The sequence below is a fragment of the Bradyrhizobium sp. SHOUNA76 genome (assembly GCF_023006445.1).
GTDB lineage: Bacteria > Pseudomonadota > Alphaproteobacteria > Rhizobiales > Xanthobacteraceae > Bradyrhizobium.
In genome coordinates, this window is record NZ_JALBHA010000023.1 from 1 (window position 1) to 18,233 (window position 18,233).

General features: G+C 60.0%; 18 protein-coding genes and 1 pseudogene. 2 read left to right on the plus strand and 17 right to left on the minus strand.

The window, feature by feature from the left end; translation table 11 throughout:
- A pseudogene (locus MOV74_RS05570) lies at positions 1 to 123 on the minus strand (electron transfer flavoprotein subunit beta/FixA family protein); the annotation flags it as partial.
- A 133-nt stretch (positions 124 to 256) separates the two neighbouring features.
- Here MOV74_RS05570 and MOV74_RS05575 point away from each other — a divergent pair.
- Complete coding sequence (locus MOV74_RS05575) at positions 257 to 586, plus strand: helix-turn-helix transcriptional regulator (protein ID WP_246918927.1); 330 nt, start codon at positions 257 to 259, stop codon at positions 584 to 586.
- Positions 587 to 591: 5 nt separating this feature from the next.
- On the opposite strand, the gene MOV74_RS05580 is transcribed toward MOV74_RS05575, so the two are convergent.
- The 7 genes from MOV74_RS05580 to MOV74_RS05610 form a co-directional block, all read right to left on the minus strand.
- Complete coding sequence (locus MOV74_RS05580; protein ID WP_246918928.1) at positions 592 to 1,704, minus strand: CaiB/BaiF CoA-transferase family protein; 1,113 nt, start codon at positions 1,702 to 1,704, stop codon at positions 592 to 594.
- 18 nt (positions 1,705 to 1,722) lie between these two features.
- The gene (locus MOV74_RS05585) at positions 1,723 to 3,165 is read right to left on the minus strand and encodes an NAD-dependent succinate-semialdehyde dehydrogenase (RefSeq protein WP_246918929.1); all 1,443 of its coding nucleotides are present in this window, start codon (positions 3,163 to 3,165) and stop codon (positions 1,723 to 1,725) included.
- 36 nt (positions 3,166 to 3,201) lie between these two features.
- The gene (locus MOV74_RS05590) at positions 3,202 to 4,794 is read right to left on the minus strand and encodes an AMP-binding protein (protein ID WP_309486782.1); all 1,593 of its coding nucleotides are present in this window, start codon (positions 4,792 to 4,794) and stop codon (positions 3,202 to 3,204) included.
- Between the two features lie 255 nt (positions 4,795 to 5,049).
- The gene (locus MOV74_RS05595) at positions 5,050 to 5,700 is read right to left on the minus strand and encodes a TetR/AcrR family transcriptional regulator (protein WP_246918931.1); all 651 of its coding nucleotides are present in this window, start codon (positions 5,698 to 5,700) and stop codon (positions 5,050 to 5,052) included.
- 101 nt (positions 5,701 to 5,801) lie between these two features.
- On the minus strand, positions 5,802 to 6,221 hold the full coding sequence (locus MOV74_RS05600) for a Zn-ribbon domain-containing OB-fold protein (RefSeq protein ID WP_246918932.1): 420 nt from the start codon (positions 6,219 to 6,221) through the stop codon (positions 5,802 to 5,804).
- Between the two features lies 1 nt (position 6,222).
- The gene (locus tag MOV74_RS05605) at positions 6,223 to 7,191 is read right to left on the minus strand and encodes a thiolase family protein (RefSeq protein WP_246918933.1); all 969 of its coding nucleotides are present in this window, start codon (positions 7,189 to 7,191) and stop codon (positions 6,223 to 6,225) included.
- A 213-nt stretch (positions 7,192 to 7,404) separates the two neighbouring features.
- A complete protein-coding gene (locus MOV74_RS05610) occupies positions 7,405 to 8,196 on the minus strand; it encodes an enoyl-CoA hydratase/isomerase family protein (protein WP_246918934.1) in 792 nt (263 codons plus the stop codon).
- Between the two features lie 279 nt (positions 8,197 to 8,475).
- Between MOV74_RS05610 and MOV74_RS05615 the strand changes: the two genes are divergently transcribed.
- Positions 8,476 to 9,441, plus strand: coding sequence for a tripartite tricarboxylate transporter substrate binding protein (locus MOV74_RS05615; protein WP_246918935.1), 966 nt, complete (start codon positions 8,476 to 8,478; stop codon positions 9,439 to 9,441).
- Positions 9,442 to 9,508: 67 nt separating this feature from the next.
- Here MOV74_RS05615 and MOV74_RS05620 read toward each other — a convergent pair whose 3' ends face one another.
- Genes MOV74_RS05620 through MOV74_RS05660 form a run of 9 tightly spaced genes read right to left on the minus strand, consistent with a single transcriptional unit; the run spans position 9,509 to position 18,191 of the window.
- Positions 9,509 to 10,273 (minus strand): ABC transporter ATP-binding protein, encoded by a 765-nt coding sequence (locus MOV74_RS05620; protein ID WP_246918936.1) that lies wholly within the window; start codon positions 10,271 to 10,273, stop codon positions 9,509 to 9,511.
- Positions 10,270 to 11,028 carry an ABC transporter permease gene (locus MOV74_RS05625; RefSeq protein WP_246918937.1) on the minus strand — a complete coding sequence of 253 codons (759 nt, stop codon included), beginning with the start codon at positions 11,026 to 11,028 and terminating at the stop codon, positions 10,270 to 10,272. The genes MOV74_RS05620 and MOV74_RS05625 overlap by 4 nt, the downstream gene beginning before the upstream one ends.
- A gap of 43 nt (positions 11,029 to 11,071) precedes the next feature.
- Positions 11,072 to 12,028: an ABC transporter substrate-binding protein gene (locus MOV74_RS05630; RefSeq protein ID WP_246918938.1), complete on the minus strand. Its 957-nt coding sequence runs from the start codon at positions 12,026 to 12,028 to the stop codon at positions 11,072 to 11,074.
- A 33-nt stretch (positions 12,029 to 12,061) separates the two neighbouring features.
- Positions 12,062 to 12,874: a 3-oxoadipate enol-lactonase gene (pcaD, locus tag MOV74_RS05635; protein WP_246918939.1), complete on the minus strand. Its 813-nt coding sequence runs from the start codon at positions 12,872 to 12,874 to the stop codon at positions 12,062 to 12,064.
- Positions 12,871 to 13,341: a carbon monoxide dehydrogenase subunit G gene (locus MOV74_RS05640; RefSeq protein WP_246918940.1), complete on the minus strand. Its 471-nt coding sequence runs from the start codon at positions 13,339 to 13,341 to the stop codon at positions 12,871 to 12,873. The genes pcaD and MOV74_RS05640 overlap by 4 nt, the downstream gene beginning before the upstream one ends.
- Positions 13,342 to 13,350: 9 nt before the next feature.
- A complete protein-coding gene (locus MOV74_RS05645; protein WP_246918941.1) occupies positions 13,351 to 14,325 on the minus strand; it encodes an amidohydrolase family protein in 975 nt (324 codons plus the stop codon).
- A gap of 1 nt (position 14,326) precedes the next feature.
- Positions 14,327 to 16,726, minus strand: a complete 2,400-nt coding sequence (locus MOV74_RS05650; RefSeq protein WP_246918942.1) for a xanthine dehydrogenase family protein molybdopterin-binding subunit — start codon at positions 16,724 to 16,726, stop codon at positions 14,327 to 14,329.
- A complete protein-coding gene (locus MOV74_RS05655) occupies positions 16,723 to 17,304 on the minus strand; it encodes a (2Fe-2S)-binding protein (protein ID WP_246918943.1) in 582 nt (193 codons plus the stop codon). The genes MOV74_RS05650 and MOV74_RS05655 overlap by 4 nt, the downstream gene beginning before the upstream one ends.
- Complete coding sequence (locus MOV74_RS05660) at positions 17,301 to 18,191, minus strand: xanthine dehydrogenase family protein subunit M (RefSeq protein ID WP_246918944.1); 891 nt, start codon at positions 18,189 to 18,191, stop codon at positions 17,301 to 17,303. The genes MOV74_RS05655 and MOV74_RS05660 overlap by 4 nt, the downstream gene beginning before the upstream one ends.
- Between the last annotated feature and the right edge of the window lie 42 nt (positions 18,192 to 18,233).

Genomic DNA, 18,233 nt, shown 5'->3' on the forward strand with positions numbered 1-18,233 from the left:
GATTTCGTCGAACGGGTTCATCGACATCTTGACGTTGGCGAGTTCAACGCCCGATCCATCGCCCTTGACGCGGACCTTGACGTTGTAATCGACCACCCGCTTTACCGGCACAACTATCTTCATCAACCACTCCTTTGTAGCGGAGGCCTAGAATAATTCGCACGATCGTGCAATATTGAGATTGCATACCTGATGGGCGACGAGAGCGTCACCAGTCGTTAGGCCTGCGATCATCTCATTCTGACTGATACGCCGCATGCCCCGTTTGCCATGGCATCCGAGTTCCGAGCAGATCCGGCTTGCGCCGTTGCTCGACTGCCTGAGCGAGCCCCTGCGACTCGTTATCGTCTGTCACTTGGCGCATGCCGGCCCTGGGAACGAATTGCGTTGCAGCACCTTCCAAACGCTCAGCAGCAAATCCAATCTTTCGTATCACTTCGCGAAATTGCGTAAGGCCGGCATCGTTCGCTTCCGCATTGTCGGGACCATGCGCCTGATGCAACTGCGCCGCCGCGAAATCGACGAACGTTTTCCAGGCTTACTTGACGCGATCCTGAGCGCGGCTGCGCGAGACATGAGCAACTAAAACAACTATTTCCGCCACCCATCGAGGATCTCGGCTGCTGAAATGGGCTCAGCTCCGGCGGGGCCCTGAACCGATGAAGGCGTCGTCGAAAAGCGAGGCGCCGGTGCCGGTTGGTCGAAACGACCTACCTTGATGTAGATCCCTCTCGCCGCTAGGTGCGGATGGCTCGGAGCTTCGGACAACGACACGACCGGCTGCACACAGGAGTCGGTTTTTTCGAGCAACACGGCCCACTCGTCGCGGGTCCGCGTTCTGAAGATCGCCGCTGTTTTATTCGTTAGCTCCGACCATTTCTCGGTATCTTTCTGCCGGTCGTACGCGACGTCATCCAGACCAGCCAGCTCGCGAAGTTGTGCATAGAATTGCGGTTCGATTGCGCCCACGGCAATATACTTGCCATCCGAGCATTCATAGCTGTTGTAAAAATGGGACGCGCCTTCCAGGACGTTGGCGCGAGGCAGATCGCGCCATAGACCGAGCGCTCGTCTGCTCTGAAAGTAGGTCAGCATGTTGGAAACGCCGTCACACATTGCGGCATCGACCACCTGGCCTAGACCTGAAGCATGAACCTCATTGAGTGCAGCCAAAACGCCGACCACCAGATAAAGCGCTCCTCCTCCAAAGTCGCCGACAAGATTGAGCGGTGAGACGGGGTCGCCTTGCTTCGATCTGAAGCAATCGAGCGCCCCAGTTATCGCAATATAATTGATGTCGTGACCGGCGGCCTGGGCAAGCGGCCCATCCTGTCCCCAGCCGGTCATTCGCCCGTATACCAACCTGGGATTACGCAACAGCATTTCATCCGGCCCTAGCCCAAGCCTTTCCATCACTCCCGGCCGGAAGCCTTCGATCAAAATGTCAGAGCATCCGATCAGGTCCCTGACGCAGGCCTTGTCGTCCTCAGACTTGAGGTCGAGCTCGACGACGCGCCTCCCCCGGTGGACAAAATCGCCCTCCGCCCGCCGGCCCTGCCCGGGCCGTGCGACGGTCACTACGTCGGCTCCCATATCCGAAAGCAGCATCGCGGCGAAAGGGCCCGGCCCAATCCCGGCAAACTCGATAACCCGGACGTTTCTCAAGGGGCCGCTCGGGCTCGGCCTGGCGTTTGGATGATTCATGAAATTGCTCCGGACCCGCTAGGCGACGGCGGGGCTTCCTTGCGAGACGAACTTTGTTGCCAGATATGCCTCCACGGCCTCTGATCCGCCTTCCGAACCGAAGCCGGAGTCCTTGACGCCTCCAAAAGGCGTTTCGGGGATAGCGAGGCCATAATGGTTCACGGATAGCATTCCGCTTTCGATTCCTTCCGCCAAGGCGGTGGATGTGCGGATGGAGCGAGTATATGCATAGGCCGCGAGGCCGTACGGCAGCCGATTGGCCTCCGCCAAGGCCTCGTCGATATCTTTGAAGCGTGACACGAGCGCGACCGGACCGAACGGCTCTTCGTTCATGATGCGGGAGTCATGAGGAGCGTCGGCGAGGACGGTGGGCGGGAAAAAATACCCCTTGTTGTGTTGACGCCTTCCTCCGGCCAAGATGGATGCCCCACGTTGTACTGCGTCCTCCACCAGCGATTCGAGCGCGGCCTGTCTGCGCTGATTTGCCAAAGGCCCGATGGTGGTCTCCGCCTCAGCTCCATTGCCGACCTTCAACTGCCTCGTTCTAGCGAGGAATTCTTCCACGAAGCTATCGTATGCTCCGTCCTGAACGAGAAAGCGTGTCGGCGCGATGCAGACTTGGCCCGCGTTGCGGTATTTGCCTGCGGCGAGCACCGTGGCCGCCGTCTGCAGATCGGCATCATCGCATATGATTGCAGGCGCGTGACCGCCAAGCTCCATCGTAATGCGCTTCATGTGCTGCCCCGCAAGCGAAGCAAGCGCCTTTCCGACTGGCGTTGATCCAGTGAATGAAACCTTTCTTATGGCCGGATGCGGGATCACGTAGCCGGATATCTCTGCCGGGTTACCGTAGACCAAATTGACGACACCTGCCGGCAACCCCGCATCGGCGAGTGCCCTTACCAATTCCGCGGGAGATCCTGGCGTCTCTTCCGCCGGCTTGATGACGACCGAACATCCCGCCGCCAACGCTGCCCCGAGCTTTCGCGCTGCCTGACTGACGGGGAAATTCCAGGGCGTAAAAGCCGCGACGGGGCCTACCGGCTCCTTCAAGACAAGGTTGAGTATACCTTCGCTTCGGGCCGGTATCACGCGCCCGTACGTGCGGCGGCTTTCCTCGGCGAACCACTCGAGCATATCGGCCGATGCGAATATCTCCGTCCGCGATTCCGCGATCGGCTTGCCCTGCTCTTTCGTCATGACGCCGGCGATGGCTTCGACCCTGCGGCGCAGCAATGCGGCGGCTTCGCGCAAGATAGCCGATCGGTCTAGCGGCGACGTCTTCCTCCAAAGCCGAAAACCCTTGACGGCTGCAGCAATCGCACAATCCAGATCCGCCGTACTGACACAGGCGACCTCGCCGATCGCTTCTTCCGTAGCGGGATCAAGAACAGGAATGAACTTGCCTGAAATACTGTCGCGCCATTCGCCGTCGATGAAGAGTTGAACCCTCGAATACATGGGAATCTTGATCCTGGTAGGAGAAAAATGGCGATCTCAGCTCGGTCTGCTTGTCGACGCCGCCAGCTGCTTTAGGCGTACCTTGAAGATTTTTCCGGTCGGGCCCACCGGAAGATCGGAGTTGAGAATAATCTCTGCCGGCCGCTTATAGGGTGCGAGTCGCTCTGTAGCCCAACGTGTCAAATCTGCGACGTCCAGCGAAACGCCCGGTGCGGGTTGCACGAAGGCCACGACCTCTTCGTTCCCAGGAACTTCTCTGCCCACAACGGCGACCTGGGCAACTCCGGGATAAAGCGAAAGCACCGACTCGACTTCCACCGGATATACGTTGAATCCGCTCCGGATGATCAGTTCCTTCGAGCGACCGACGATGTAGAGCTTACCGTCCTCGTCCATTCTGCCGAGATCGCCGGTCGCGAGCCAGCCGCTTCTCAACGCAGCGCTCGTGGCGCCTTCATTGCGATAGTAGCCCAGCATCCGGGACGGCCCCTTCACCCAGATCTCGCCGCTCTCCTCTGGCGCGACGTCCCGCCCATCCTCACGCACGATCCTGATCTCGATGCCCGGTTGGACGTCGCCAACCTCGTTGGTGTCGACGCCCCCTGGAGAACGTGCCACCGGATTGCACTCCGTCATGCCATAGGAGTTGCCCATCTTCAGCCCGAACGCTTCCTCGATGCGCGCCTTCAACGCCAAATCCAGCGGCGCACCGGCCGTGGCGATGATACGGAGGCGCTTCGATCGCAAGGAAATGTCGTTTTGTTCGGCATATTCCAGGATCCGCGCGAAGAGGGTCGGTACCGCTGTCACGCCGGTAATACGCTCGTCCCTCAACGCCTCAACGAAATGCTGGGCGGTGAAACGGGAGACGAGCTCCGCACTTGCTCCTGCCCAAAAGGCCGTCATCAATACTGTCCCAAGGCCGATCGCATGGCTTACCGGCGACGAGTTATAGAACGAGTCATCCGCCGTGACGTTACGCACGTCCACCATATTGGCGCCCATGTAGATCAGAGCCTGGTGGCTCAACATGACCCCCTTGGGTTCGCCGGTCGTTCCGGAAGTGAAGACCAAAACGGCCGTTTGGCGAGCCTTGTCCGGATAGACCGGCTCGACCTCCGCAGACGCATTTCTCGCGCTCACCGCAACATTGCCCAGGAGAAACACATCCTGCTCGATCTGGTCAGCCTGGGCGTGCGTGGCGGCGGATTGCGAGTCGGCTACGCAGTACAAAGCCCTCCGGCATCCGGCGAACAGTCGGATGGTTTCGATTTCCCGGGCAGACATCCGGGCGTTCAACGGAACGGCCCAAGCGTCCATTTCACTGACGGCCAAAAGCAAAGGAACAATTTGCAGCCCGTTTTCCGCGACCAGCGCCACACGGTCGCCGGCGCCGACGCCGAGCTTGCGCAGCAATCGCACGGCGACCTCCGTCGCATCCCAGAGATCGCCGTAACTCAACCGGCTGGCTCCGGCTCTCAAGGCGAGCCGAGAGGGCTCGCGCCTGGCCCATTCCCGGACAACGTGACTATACCGCTCGGGCATCCGGGCGAGGAGAGACGCCGCATCTGCTCCCTTCATGGCCTGCTCGCGACGTGACGGGACGGACCGCCTGTCCTCGATGTTCATTGCCCTGTTCCCTCGATGCTGATCTGTTGATCCGAATGGAGACTAGGCCCATCCGCGACCGCAGCATCTTAGAGAAGCGGAAGCGCGTCGGCCAGAGAATATTCGCACGATCGTGCGCTTTTGGATAACCCGCTCTCGTCCGGAACGCATACCGATGCCGCTATCAGCATTCCGGACAAACGTTAATGAGACAGTCCCCGCGCGAGCACCAATCGGCCGCGTATAAAAACGTACTATGACGCCAGTAGCCGATCTTCAGTGCGAGGCAGCAGCCTGGCGTGCAGACTTTTTGGCAGACAACAAGTCGAAACGTTCGGAGAGGATTGTCCGTGCTTCGTCGCGCGTGGCCTGGGTCGGAAGCTGGAGCTGACGGACCACCAGACCCTGAGCGATCAGGAGCAGCTCGTTCGCAGCAATGTCGGGATCGATGTTCGCATCCACCTCACCGGCAGCGATCCCATCCCGCAGAAGGGAGATCCAGAATTTCAGCTGCCGTTCGTATCGATCGTTCTGATGCCGACGCATCTCGTCGTCTCGGGTCCCGTAAGCCGTATAGTTTATCCAGAATCGCCAGAAACGGTCGCGCGGTGCCCGAAGAACGTACCCCAACGCCAAACGCTGCAGCTGCGAGAATGGCGAACCCTTGTACACCTCCCAGTCCTCGGGAAGCTCATATGCGGCCTCAAGCGCTGCGATCAGGAGATTGTGCTTGTTCTTGAAATGATAATTGATCGTTCCGGTGCTGATACCGGCGGCCTGGCCGATGCGCCGCATCGTCACACCGTCGACACCATGTTCAGACACCGCCTCGTACACGACTCCGAGCAGCTCCTTGCGGCGCTTGAGAGTCTTGGGACGCGAGGACTCTTCGCTGCCGACGGTCGGCTTCTTCGTGATACGGGGCACTTCGAACCTGCATGTGTGCGTCGATCTGCATCCAACACATACGCAATGCCGGGGGGCATCGTCCAATCCTGAAACGACGCCCCACCGGTAAGCGACGGCTGTTACGCCGGCTCGAACACCGGAACGTTGTAATCGTCGCTGAGCTTTTCCCAGGCGAGCTTGACCGGTTGCCCGTCGCGAAGCTTAGCTGGATCACAGTTGATGAGATTTACCAGTATCCGCACGCCCTCCTCCAGATCGACCAGCGCGCAGACATAGGGCACACGGTCCTCGTGCCCGGGCCAAGGCACCAAAGTATTGGTCCAGGTGTACAGCGCTCCCCTTCCGGACGCCTCACGCCACTCCAGGTTTCGGGTCCCGGAGTAGATGCTGACAGGTCTTGGATACCATTGATACTGGTTCGTATCCCTGCAGAACTGCAAAAGAAGCTTGTGCTCTTTCGCGGCATCCCAGAATGGCTTCGTCTTCAGATAGACATCCGGACGCGGAAGCGGCCTCGCCACCTTCTTCGCTTCGCTCATCTCACTTCTCCAAGATCATCACGTTGGATACGCCCCAGTTGCGGCCGTACGGAATGACGCCAATGCCGGTGACCATCGCATTCTTGACATCGTTGACCTGCCGCTCGCCGGCCTCTCCGAACAGTTGACGGACCGCCTCGACGAGGTTGAGTCCGCCACCCGCCAGACCAGGTTGGCCGGCCGAAATCTGTCCTCCGCTGGTGTTGAGCGGCAGCGTCCCCTTGTACGTCATGTCGGTTTTCAGAATGAAATCGGATCCCTCGCCGCGACCGCAGAAACCGATTTGCTCGAGCTGGATCAAGATCGCGATCAGGAAGTCGTCATACGGCGCAAAGAGCTGGATGTCCTTCGGAGAAAGTCCCGCCTGTTTGAGCGCCTTCGGTCCGGCCACAGAGAACCCGGTCTCGGTGATGTCGGACTTCGCCTTGTCCCCGTTGAAGTTAGCAATCTCGCCATAGCCAGTCGGGAACACGGCTTTCTTCAGCCCGAGGCGTTTCGCGTTCTCGGTGGACGTCACCAGAACTCCGTTGGCTCCATCGCAGACCATAACGCTGTCCAGCATGCGCAGCGGCTCGGAAACATATTTAGAGCCGAGATAATCCTTCTCCGTGATGGGCGTTTTCAGCTTGGCGCAAGCGTTGGGGTTCATCAGCGCATGATTGCGCTGCGTGACAGCGAGCTTGGCGAGCGCCTCATCCTTTAGGCCATACTGAAGACGATAGCGTTGGCTCAAAAGCCCGAATACCCCGACGGGACCCCGCAGGCCGGTGGGATACTGGAATTCCCAGCGATAAGCTCCCTGCTCGGTCGCCGGATAGCTGGATTGCGCATCCGACGCGATGACGAGCACCGTGTTGCACAGGCCGTCGCGAATGGCAGACGCCGCACGGGCGATTCCAGCGATTGTCGACGCCCCGCCCAATCCGTTGACCTGCGTCCAGGCCGGCGCGAGACCCAGCATTTCCGCCATGTAGACTGGCCAGAACGGATTGGATGTTTCACTCATCGTCTCGGAGACGCAGATTCCGTCGATTGCGCTCTTCGGAACGCCCGTCGTCTTCAGGATCTGCTCGAAGACGTCTCCGGCGAGATCATACGAGCTCCTGCCGCCACGGAGCTCGACCTTCGTTTCGCCGTATCCGACCACGGCGATGTCACGTTTGGCCATCGGTTTTGCCTCGCTCTAGTTGCCTTTGAAATTCGGTGAACGCTTCTCGCGGAATGCCGCAAGACCCTCGTTTCGATCCTGGGAAAAGCTCAACGCGAAGAACGCGTCCGCCTCGACCGACATGCCCTCCGAGAGACTCACATCGAGCCCGCGCTCGATGGCCGATTTGGTGAACATGACCGAGAGCGGCCCTTGTTCGCCGATCGCCTTGAGAATTTCGCGCGCCTTTTCTACCGCCTTGCCTGCCGGAACGACGTGGTTGGCAATCCTGAGCTGAAGTGCTTCCGCCGCCTTGACGCGCCGGCCAGTCCAGATCAGTTCCTTGGCCAGCGGCTTTCCGAGCAGGCGAGGCAGCGTTTGCGTGCCGGCGCCGCCCGGCATCAGCCCGAGCTTGGCCTCAGGAAGACCGAACTGAGCACTCTCGCTCGCCACGATGAAATCACAGAGAAGCGCGATCTCGAAGCCTCCGCCGAGCGCGAAGCCCTCCACGGCCGCAATCACGGGCTTCGTGAACTCCGGCAAGGCTCGGAAAAACTGATTGACCTTTCGCGAGCGCTTGCGTCGACGCCAGAGCTCGAACGCCTCCTCTGGCTCGTTCTTCTGCTCACTCGTATCGACGCCGGTACAAAAGGCTTTCTCGCTGCCGGTAATGATCAGACCCCGGAGGGACCGATCCGCTTCAAGTTCGGTCATGACCTCCAGAAGCTCGATCGCCGTCTGCTCTCGGATCGCGTTCAGCTTGTCCGGTCGGTGAATCGTCACTTCGATCCAGCCGTCTTGCTTTTCGACGCGAATGTCTTCGGCCATGCTTCGCTCCTTGAATGGCGTGTAGCCGCATGCAATGCGGCCCAAGCACCCCTGATTTCACACCTGCAAAATCCAGTCAATGAAAATTCGCACACTTGTGCGCTTTTACGTTGCAGCGCCTTGACTTGAAGAGGTGATCGGAGGCTATGATCGCACGATCGTGCTGTTTTTGGACACCACGATGACAATTGGCAGGCAAGGCGAACCCGCGCCCTGCGCCAGCGCTCTCAACCTATCCTCCTTGCAGTAGAAGGACGCCGAATGACATCGTCCCGCCACGTGCTGTTCGCGTTCGCCGCGATCGCCTTCCTCGTGCAATCGGTCGCGGTCTCCGGCGCGTCCCCACAGAACTACCCCGATCGCCGCCTCACTTTCGTGGTGCCCTATCCGGCCGGCGGCGCCGCCGACGCAATAGGCCGCCTGCTCGCGACCAGACTGTCCGAGGCTTGGAAGCAGCCTGTCGTCGTGGAAAACAAGTCAGGCGGCGGCGGCATCGTTGGAAACGACTATGTCGCGAAGGCGCCCGGAGACGGGTACACCGTGCTGGTTGGTATTTCCCAGCTCGTGCAAGCGCCAAATGTCGGAATGAAGCTTCCCTACGATGTCTTCCGTGATCTCCGACCGGTCACGCAGGCAGCGCTCATAGCCGCGGTCTTTGCCGTTCCGATCCAGCGCCCCGACCAAACGATGGGGGAATTCGTCAAAGCGGCTAAGGTGAGCCCCTGGACGTTTTCTTATGGCTCCTATGGTACCGCCACGACGTCGCATCTTTATGGTGAGCTTCTCAAGAAGAAGGCGGGGATCGAGATGACACACGTGCCCTATCGCGGTGCGGCCCCCCTGACAAACGATCTGCTTGGTGGGCAGATCAGTGCTGCATTCGTCGAAGTCGCTACCGCAGCTCCTCAAATCGGCGGCGGCAAGATAAGGGCTCTCGCGATCAGCGGCGAGACTCGCTCGCCTCTGCTTCCGGCAATTCCCACGCTTGGCGAGATTGGCTTTGCAGGGTTTGAGGCGCAAGGATGGATCGGAATATTCCTGCCGGCGACAACGCCAAAAGAGATCGTCGACAAGCTAGATGACGAGCTCTCGCGCATCATCAAGTCGCCTGAGACCTCCGAGCAGATCAAGCACATCGGCCTCGTACCGGTCGGCGACGGCGCTGCGGCATTCACCGCAGTTCTGCAACAGGACTTCGAGCGGTGGGGGAATATCGCCCGGGAGTCTGGCGTGAAAGTCGAATAGCAACAACTCCTCGTCCCGCTTCCCGCCGGCGTTAACGCGGTGACAAGCTAGGGCCGTAACGTGTCGATCAGGCTATCAGCGCCGTCCGGATCATGTTGCGGACATTCTCTTTGTCGGTTTCGGTCTGGACAGGTTCGAACGTGTGGTCGATCTCGACTTTGGCCGGTCGTTTCAGGACAACGATTCGATCGCCGATCGCCAGAGCTTCGTCGATCGAATGGGTAATGAATACGGCTGTCTTGTTGTTGCTTTTCACCAACCTGGCGAACTCGGCTCGCAACGCCCGCCCCGTCATCTCGTCCAGCGCCGAAAACGGTTCATCGCAAAGCAGTATCTTTGCGTCGACCGCGAATGCCCTCGCTATCGAGACCCTCTGTCGCATACCTCCAGACAATGCATGCGGAAAATCGTGCGCGTGACCAGCCAGGCCAAGCGTTTCCAACCACCGCATCGCGATGGCACGGCGCTCAGCAACCGAACGATCCAGCATCTCGAGGCCCAATTCAACATTCTGGACGGCAGTACGCCAGGGCAGGAGGCGATCGCCCTGGAAGACGATTGCCATCTTTCCCCGGAAAGCGTCGAATTGTCCGAACGGGTCCATTCCGTCCACGAGCACGCGTCCGGAAGTCGGCGCAGTCAGTCCGGCGATCATGTTGAAGATCGTGGACTTGCCACACCCGGTCTTACCGAGAAGGGCCAACATCTGGCCCTCCGGCACGTTGAGCTTTAAATCCTCCACGGCAACGAAAGACGGAACGCCTCCGGACTTAGCGAACGCCTTGGAGACGCCTTCCAGCTCGATAATGGCCCTTTCTCCCGGCTGCGTCATAGCGTTCGCTCCGATGTCACTCTGTAGCGGAACGCGAGGCTTTCTATCAGGGACAGGATGGCTTGGGCGATCAAAACGAAAAACACGAGTTGCAGGGTCCATGCGAGCGCGCCCGCCATGTCGAATTGCTGTTGTTGCTGCAACAACTCGTAGCCCACGCCCCCCGTCGCGCCGACCAACTCCGCTACGACGACGACGCGGGACGCATTGCCGAGATTGACTTTCCAGGCTGTCAGGATGTCCGGCAACACGGCAGGTAAGATCATGACGCGGAGAAGCTTGGCTCGGCTAGGACGATAGCTCATGACCATTTCCAAGAGATCACGCGACATCGCCCGAAGCGCGCCCAGCACCTGAAACGCGAACGCCGGCAGCGTCGTCATGATCATGATGAACAGTATGCGGCTTTCGATGCCATGGAACCAGATGATAGCAAACACGACCCAGGAAAGCGCGGGGATTCCTTGAAATAGAGTCAGCACTGGGGAGATGAAGCTATCCACCCGGCGCGACCGCGCCATCATGATGGCAAGGACGCAGCCGATCAGGAATGCCCCGGTCAAGCCGGCGAGGATCCTCAAGACGGTCGCGAGCACATCCGCGAACTGCGACCAGGTTCCAATGATCTCGAGACATCTCCAGAATACGGTCACGAGAGATGGAAAGAGGAAGGGCGGAAAAAACAGCGAAGCGAGCTGCCACAGCCCCGCGACCACGATGAAAGGAAGGGCATAGGACACCAGCCGTTCCGCCATTGCCACGCTCACCGCACGAGGCCCGTCGTGGTTAGGGTTCCGGTCATTGTTTCGGACCGGAATAAATGGTCTCGCTCGAAGGTTCAGAGGGAAGAAACGCGATCGAGCGGCCGGCGCCGTATACGCTCCGGATCTCGTTCGCGACGTCGGACGCCCATTTGACGTTCATCCCCAGGCGATCGTTTGCGCGGACCAGTTCGGTGATCGCCTTCTTTTCCTCTTCGCCACCGCGGATTGCGATCAGCCTGGCAGCTTCCTCCGGATTGGTAGCGACCCATTCAGCGGCTTGCTTGTAGGTCGCGTATAGGCTCGGGATGAGTTTCCCGTTCTGCGTTACCCAAGCGGCATGCGCCGCGACGCCGAGATACGGGATATTGCGGCTGCCGGTCGCCTTCTCCCAACTTTCGACGATCTTGAGATCCAGCATCCGGATGCCAGGCATCTTCGCATGCAGCGCGGTGTACGCGGGCTCCCAAAGTTGAACAGCGGTCGCCCTGTCCGCGAGCGCGTATCCTATCAATCCCGGCGTGGCGGTATTGACGACGGAGAACTTGGACGTATCAGCACCGAGTTGGCGAGCGAACCAATCGAACATCACGTAGTTCGTGGTGCCCTTCGCCGCAGCGATGTCCTTCCCCTCCAGGTCCTTGATGGTCTGGATATCCTTGTGAGACGTGACCACGCCGCCCCAATAGTCGAAAAGATTGAAGAGATAGGTGACCTTGACGCCGCGAACATCCGCCAGCCCGATGGAAAGCAGTGCCGCGCTGCCGCCAACTGAGAACTCGCCGGAGTTAAACTGCGCCGTGTAGGCGTCCGGAGTTCGTTCCTGGAAATTGATGGAAAGTCCGTTCTTCTCGTCGAGCTTCTGTGCCTTTATGACCGGCGGCAAAAACGCCCCAAGCGAGGGCGGGCCAAAAACGACGATCGAAATCCTGGCCAACTCTTCCGCGCGGGCGGACCCGACAGACAGCGCCATCGCCGCCAGCGCAATTGCCATTCTCATCGTCCCCCTCATGGCGTTTTCTCCTTTTCATTTTCTTGTCTTGTTCAAGAATTCCTGCACCTGAGCAGCGAAGTCGTCCGCTGCTTCGATGGAGGAAAGATGCGCCGCATCAAGCGTGGTCATATCGGCGCCCGCGATCCGTGAAGCGATCTCACTCCCACGGCTCGGCGGGGTTGACGGATCGTGCTGCCCTGCTACGACGCGGACCGGACAATTTATTCGGCTGAGGTCGGGCAGCATGTCCGATTGCGCGAGCACCTCGCAGCAGGAGGCGTAACCCTCGATACTCGTCGCCAGTAATGTCTTGCCGATCTCGGCCACCCGTGTGGGCGCCGCTTCTCTGTATCGTTTCGTGAACCAGCGCTCCAGGGTCGGCTCGACCAGCGGTGCCATTCCCGAGGAACGTACCGCGGCCGCCCGCCCCTTCCACAAATCCGGAGGCGGAAAATTCGCGGCCGTGTTCGCCAGGATCAGGCCATCCAGGCGCTTTGGCGCGTTCGCCCCGAGCCACATTCCAACCAGCCCGCCCAACGAAAGCCCGCAGAATACCGCACGCTCGATCTGGAGATGATCCATGAGCGTCAGAACGTCCCGGCCCAATCTGTCCAGAGTCAGAGGCGCTATGGGCGCGTCCGAACGGCCATGGCCTCGATTGTCATATCTCACAATCCGCGCGACCGGTCTGAGGCGCTGAACCAGCTCGTCCCACATAGCGCGGCTGGCACCGAGCGAGTTGCTTAGCACTAAATGAGGCCGGCCCTTGGCTCCGCTGACCTCAACTTCGAGCGCGACGCCGGGGTCCACAGCAACACGAACCACGCACCCGTCAGAACCGCTCATTGCTGACCGGTTCCATTCAAGGGAGCCTCGAACTCCTTACGCAGCGCTACAAAAAAACGCCCGACAAGGTGCTTTGAGACGCTTGAGAGTATCCGCTGGCCTACGCCGGCGACGAGCCCCCCGATCTCTCCCGCGCCCTTGTAGACGAGCTTTGCGGCGCCCTCGCCGTCCGGCTCGATGTCGAAGCGCGCCGTGCCGTTGCCGTGGCCCAGCGTACCGGCGCCGGATATCTTGATGTTGCAGCTTCGAGGAGCCTCCTTGTCCGAGAGCGCGATCTCCCCTTCGAACGATCCGCCTACCGCCGCCACCCGCAATTGCATCTCGACCTTGTAGGAATCCGGCGAAATCTCCGTCATCTTCTTGCATCCCGGAATGCATCTTGTGAGCACTTCGGGATCATTGAGCGCCGCCCACAGCCTCTCGGCCGTCGCGGAGATTTTTTCGTCTCCGCCGATGTCTAGCTTCATAAGACCACCTCACATACCGAACAATTTCGCCGCCAGTCCGCCGTTGATCGCCTTGCGCTCCGCCTCGGAAAATTTCGTCTCCTCGACGATCTTGCACGGTGCGAGATCTCCGATCGGGAACGGCATGTCGGACCCCATCATGATCCGGTCGGCTCCCACTATGTCCGCCAGATAGCGAAGTGTTCGGGGATCCTGAACGATGGTGTCGTAGTACATCGCTGCCAGGGCAGCATCCGGGTCGCCAAGTTTGTTGTCCAGCGAGTAATTACGACGCAGGCGACCAATGACGTAAGGTAACGCCGCGCCCCCGATGCCCGCGACGATCTTCGCATTCGCGTACCGCGTGACGTGTCCAGCATAGATCAGGCGGGACATCGCGATAAGTGTATCGGTGATGCGTCCGACAGCATTCGCCATGCCGTAATCGTGGACCCGATCGTCGCCGCTCTCGAATACGGGATGGACGAACACGATCGATCCGAGTTCGTCGGCGGCCTGCCAGAACGGAAGGAGTGAGGGATCGTCCAGGACTCCGCCCCTTCCCTTGGGCTGGGTGCCGATCATGACGCCCTTGAAGCCCATTCCGTGGGCCTCCCTAAGCAACTCGGCAGCGCGCCCACCGTCCTGGAGCGGCACGGTTGCGAGTGGAACAAACTTGGGTTCGGCCTTTGCAATGTCCGCCAGCGAGTTATTGATCAAACGGGACCAGCGCAGACCTTCTTCGGCAGGAAGTTCGTAGCCGAACATGTCCAGCCAACCTGCGACAACTTGATGATCGACCTTGTTGGAAGCCATCCACTGCAGCCTGGCTGGGACATCAGTCAGCGGCTTGGATACGGGCCTTGTCGGCTTGCCTCCCGCGAAGGCGAATCCCAAGCTTCCGCCTTCCTCGATCAGCTTGACGGACGGGAACTCCGCTTTGCTTGCGCGGACCGACTCCAACAGTGCCGGTGGCACGAGATGGGCGTGGCAATCGATGATCATCTTATTTTCCTTGGTTGAGTGCGGATGCCGCGATGGCGTCGCTGATGGCCGAGATGCGTATCGGCAATTTGGAGAAAGAGACGCCGCACGTCGCCACGGCATCATTGAGTGCGCCCGAAATCGCCGCAGGGGAGCCGAGATATCCACTTTCGCCCGATCCCTTTTGACCAAACACGGTATAGGGAGACGGCGTGCAATGGTGGACAATCTCGACCTTTGGCACCTCGTGAGACGAAGGCAGCAGGTAGTCCATGAAACTCTGGGTCATGATGTTGCCTTCGGCGTCGTACACAAACTCCTCCAGCAGAGCCGCGCCCAGTCCGTGAGCGATTCCGCCAAGCGTCATCCCCTTGACGATATGCGGATTGATGACCGTCCCGCAGTCGTGACCGATCACGTAGCGAAGAATGTCGGGCTTGCCGAGCACCGGATCGAAGGCGATCAGCACCAGATGAAATTCGAAGGAGTGACACGGATACATTTGTACCCGGCCGTCCGCCGGCAGCTTGTCTCCAGTCGGCACCTGCATCACGTGCGTCACTTCCAGACCCGGCTCCATGTCCTCGGGCAGCAGATGGAAGTTGCGATGAGCGATGTTGACGAGATTCGTCCAGGCTAGCATCTTGCCGTCCGCATTCGATACCGCGCCATCCGAATAAGCGACGGTGCCAGCGTCGCATGCTAACTGGTGCGCGCCGATACGGATAAGCTTGGCCTTCAGCTTCTGAGCGGCATGATAGGCCGCTCCCCCCAACATGATCGCCATCCGGCTTCCCACCGGGGTGTTCGACGGCAGGCTGGCAAGTGAATCGGGCCGGACTACGCGGATGAGATCCGGATCGATTTCCAAAACCTCTCCGACCACCGTCGCGGCAAGCGACTCGTGCCCCTGCCCCGCGGACGTTGTGTGGATCGTCACGGTCACGAAGCCCAGCGCATCGATCATGATACGGCACGAGTCCATCCACGTCGTGGTCTTGTTCTTTTCGTTCAAAAGGGGCTCGAAGGAGGAGTTGCCGCCCGATGGCTCAAGACATGCGGCAATTCCGATACCGGCCATCATTCCGGAAGCACGCAACGCGTCACGTTGCTCGACCATCGCCTTGTAGTCCGCGTGGTCGAGTACTTTGGCGACCACGGTGTGATAGTCGCCGCTGTCGTACCGCGTTCCGCTCGGAATGAGGTAGGGAAACTCGTCCTTCCGGATGAAATTGCGAAGACGAACTTCGATCCGATCCAGCCCGAGCACCGAAGCGACCTTGTCGATGGCGGTCTCGATTGCATAGTTCGTCGGAGCCTGCCCAAATCCTCGGACGGCCTCCTGAGCCGCCTTGTTCGACATAACGGCCTGAGCGCGATACTTCACGCTCTTGATCTTGTACGGACCGACGATCGCTCCGATCGGCTTGCCCAATTGAAAGGGCGACCGCCCGGCGTAGGCGCCGACATTATCGAGGGCCTTCATCTTCATTGAGTTGACGATGCCGTCGTCGTCGAAGGCGACCTCAACATCAAAGATCCGCTCGGGGCCGTGCGCGTCGCCCGCCCTCATGTTCTCGAGGCGGTCCTCGATCAGGCGCACCGGCCTGGAGAGAACGCGAGAAAGATGGGAGACAAGAACAGTATGCTTGATGCCGCGCTTCACGCCATAGCTGCCGCCAACATCGACGTCCTGATGGACGCGCACGTTATTGGCCGGCAGGCGAAGAGCGCGCGCGATCTGGTCAGGGTATTTTGGCATCTGGATGGATGCCCAGACATCCAGCATTTCGCGCCACGGATCCCATTCGGCGACCACGCCGAAAGTCTCTATCGGAACGGTCGAGTTCCGCCCCCATGCGACACGGAACGAGAGATGACGCGGGCTATCGGCAAAATGCTTCTCCACCTCCCCCCAGACGAACGTCTTGTCCAGCAGGACGTTCGAGCCGTGGGGCGGATGAACGAGCGGGCTCGACGGATCAAGCGCCTTTTCGGAATCGAGCACGAAGGGCAGAGGCTCGTACCGGACGCAGACCTTCTCGATCGCATCCTCCGCTTCCGCGCGGGTGTCGGCAACCACCGCGACGACCCATTCGCCGGCGTACCTGACCTGACCGACCGCAAGCGGGTAGCGCCGCACGTTCGGAGTGTCTAATCCATTCATGAGGGGGTCGGTTGCTCTCGAAAGCTCCTCTCCCGTGAGGGCGTACCTGACACCCGGCATCTTGAGTGCTTTCGAGGTATCAATGTCGAGTATCTTCGCCGACGGATGCGGCGAAGGCAGAAGGGCAACATGCAACATGCCTTCGCGCACGACATCGGCGACGAATCGGCCGTGCCCGGCCACGAAGCGCCTGTCCTCGCGGACACGACGATTGGCGGAAACGAAGCGAAGCGGAAGAGGTTTCGGAGCGGTCAATTGCGAACTCCATGGGAGACATCCAACTCGCTCGCTTCCAGAAGGCCCGATTGCGGGGCATGATCAGCCCCGTTCGCGGGCATCTCCACAGGCTTCATGCGGGGGGCGTTGGCCTTTCGAAGACGCTCGGAGGCAAGCTCGACGGCTTCGACGATCTGGCTGTATCCGGTGCAGCGACAAATGTTGCCGGATATCGCCTCGACGATATCCTCGCGCGTGGGATCATCATTGCGCTGCAACAAGGCGTGCGAAGTCAGGATCATGCCCGGCGTGCAGAAGCCGCATTGAAGTCCATGCGTTTCACAAAAAGCGTCCTGGATGACATTCAGCTCACCAGGAGCCGTTGCCAGTCCCTCGATCGTGGTGATCGCATGGCCGTCGGCCTGGACCGCGAACATCAGACACGATCGAACTGGCTCGCCGTCGAGCAGGATCGTGCAGGCGCCACAAACTCCGTGCTCGCACCCAGCGTGCGCGCCAACCAGCAACAGATCATCTCTGAGAGCGTCCAGCAGCGTCTTTCGTGGTTCGAGGTCGACGTCGCGCTCACAGCCATTCACGTTCAGCACCACTTTCATCGCGCCTGCTCCAAATCCGCTTGCGAGCGTCCTGCGTCGACGACAGCCTCTTGAAGGACACGCGAGCAGAGTGCGACCGCAACTCGGCTCCTATATTCTGCCGACGCGTGAAGGTCGCCATAGGTCTCCAGGTGTCGGCATGCTCCGCGCACGACCTCATCGATCGAAGTCTTGTCGAGCCGCCCCCCTACCGCCGATGCAACATCAAGCGAGACAGGACGATCACCGAGACCTCCGACCCCGAGTGCTACCCTCTCGCACCTCCCCCCCTCGTCGAGAGCCACCTGAGCAGCCGCCGCAACGAAGGCGAAGTCTGACTTCCGTGCGCTCACCTCCTGAAAGGCAGTCCCGATCCGCTTTTCGGGCCAGACAGGAAAACGCACGGAAGTCAGGCAATCGCTGGGCATGAGGGACGTCACCATTGCGCCGATGAAGAACTCGTCCGCGGGCATAGAGCTACCGCCGTCCAAATTGGCGATTTCGATTTCTGCGCCAAGCGTCACCGCAACAAGGGGGATTTCAGCTGAAGGGTCGGCATTGGCGATAGATCCACCTACGGTCCCCCTGTTGCGAGTCGGAGGATGTCCGACCCAGGGTAACGCGCGAGAGAGGAGAGGCAGATGGCAACGCGCCGAAGCGCTCCTCTCCACCTCCGCCTGTCGGGCAGCCGCGCCGATGACGATCGCGCCATCACCCAGCTCGATACCCTTGATGGATTGGATGCGGTAGATATCGACCAGCATGGACGGACGCGCCAATCGCATCGCCAGCATCGGAATTAGGGTCTGACCGCCCGCGAGTATCCTCGCATTGTCGTGCTCCGCCAAAAGTTCACACGCCTCGGCGATGCTGTCAGGCCTAGCATATTCAAATTGCGCGGCTTTCATTGAAAGCTCCTGGCTCGGGCATCGTTTTCCTGGCCGGTCACA

Bases quoted from the DNA above. Each gene is read 5' to 3' on its own strand.
- MOV74_RS05575 (WP_246918927.1), top strand. From the start codon at position 257: ATGCCCCGTTTGCCATGGCATCCGAGTTCCGAGCAGATCCGGCTTGCG.
- MOV74_RS05580 (WP_246918928.1), bottom strand. From the start codon at position 1,704: ATGAATCATCCAAACGCCAGGCCGAGCCCGAGCGGCCCCTTGAGAAAC.
- MOV74_RS05585 (WP_246918929.1), bottom strand. From the start codon at position 3,165: ATGTATTCGAGGGTTCAACTCTTCATCGACGGCGAATGGCGCGACAGT.
- MOV74_RS05590 (WP_309486782.1), bottom strand. From the start codon at position 4,794: ATGAACATCGAGGACAGGCGGTCCGTCCCGTCACGTCGCGAGCAGGCC.
- MOV74_RS05600 (WP_246918932.1), bottom strand. From the start codon at position 6,221: ATGAGCGAAGCGAAGAAGGTGGCGAGGCCGCTTCCGCGTCCGGATGTC.
- MOV74_RS05605 (WP_246918933.1), bottom strand. From the start codon at position 7,191: ATGGCGGAAATGCTGGGTCTCGCGCCGGCCTGGACGCAGGTCAACGGA.
- MOV74_RS05610 (WP_246918934.1), bottom strand. From the start codon at position 8,196: ATGGCCGAAGACATTCGCGTCGAAAAGCAAGACGGCTGGATCGAAGTG.
- MOV74_RS05620 (WP_246918936.1), bottom strand. From the start codon at position 10,273: ATGACGCAGCCGGGAGAAAGGGCCATTATCGAGCTGGAAGGCGTCTCC.
- MOV74_RS05625 (WP_246918937.1), bottom strand. From the start codon at position 11,028: ATGGCGGAACGGCTGGTGTCCTATGCCCTTCCTTTCATCGTGGTCGCG.
- MOV74_RS05630 (WP_246918938.1), bottom strand. From the start codon at position 12,028: ATGGCAATTGCGCTGGCGGCGATGGCGCTGTCTGTCGGGTCCGCCCGC.
- pcaD (WP_246918939.1), bottom strand. From the start codon at position 12,874: ATGAGCGGTTCTGACGGGTGCGTGGTTCGTGTTGCTGTGGACCCCGGC.
- MOV74_RS05640 (WP_246918940.1), bottom strand. From the start codon at position 13,341: ATGAAGCTAGACATCGGCGGAGACGAAAAAATCTCCGCGACGGCCGAG.
- MOV74_RS05645 (WP_246918941.1), bottom strand. From the start codon at position 14,325: ATGATCATCGATTGCCACGCCCATCTCGTGCCACCGGCACTGTTGGAG.
- MOV74_RS05655 (WP_246918943.1), bottom strand. From the start codon at position 17,304: ATGAAAGTGGTGCTGAACGTGAATGGCTGTGAGCGCGACGTCGACCTC.
- MOV74_RS05660 (WP_246918944.1), bottom strand. From the start codon at position 18,191: ATGAAAGCCGCGCAATTTGAATATGCTAGGCCTGACAGCATCGCCGAG.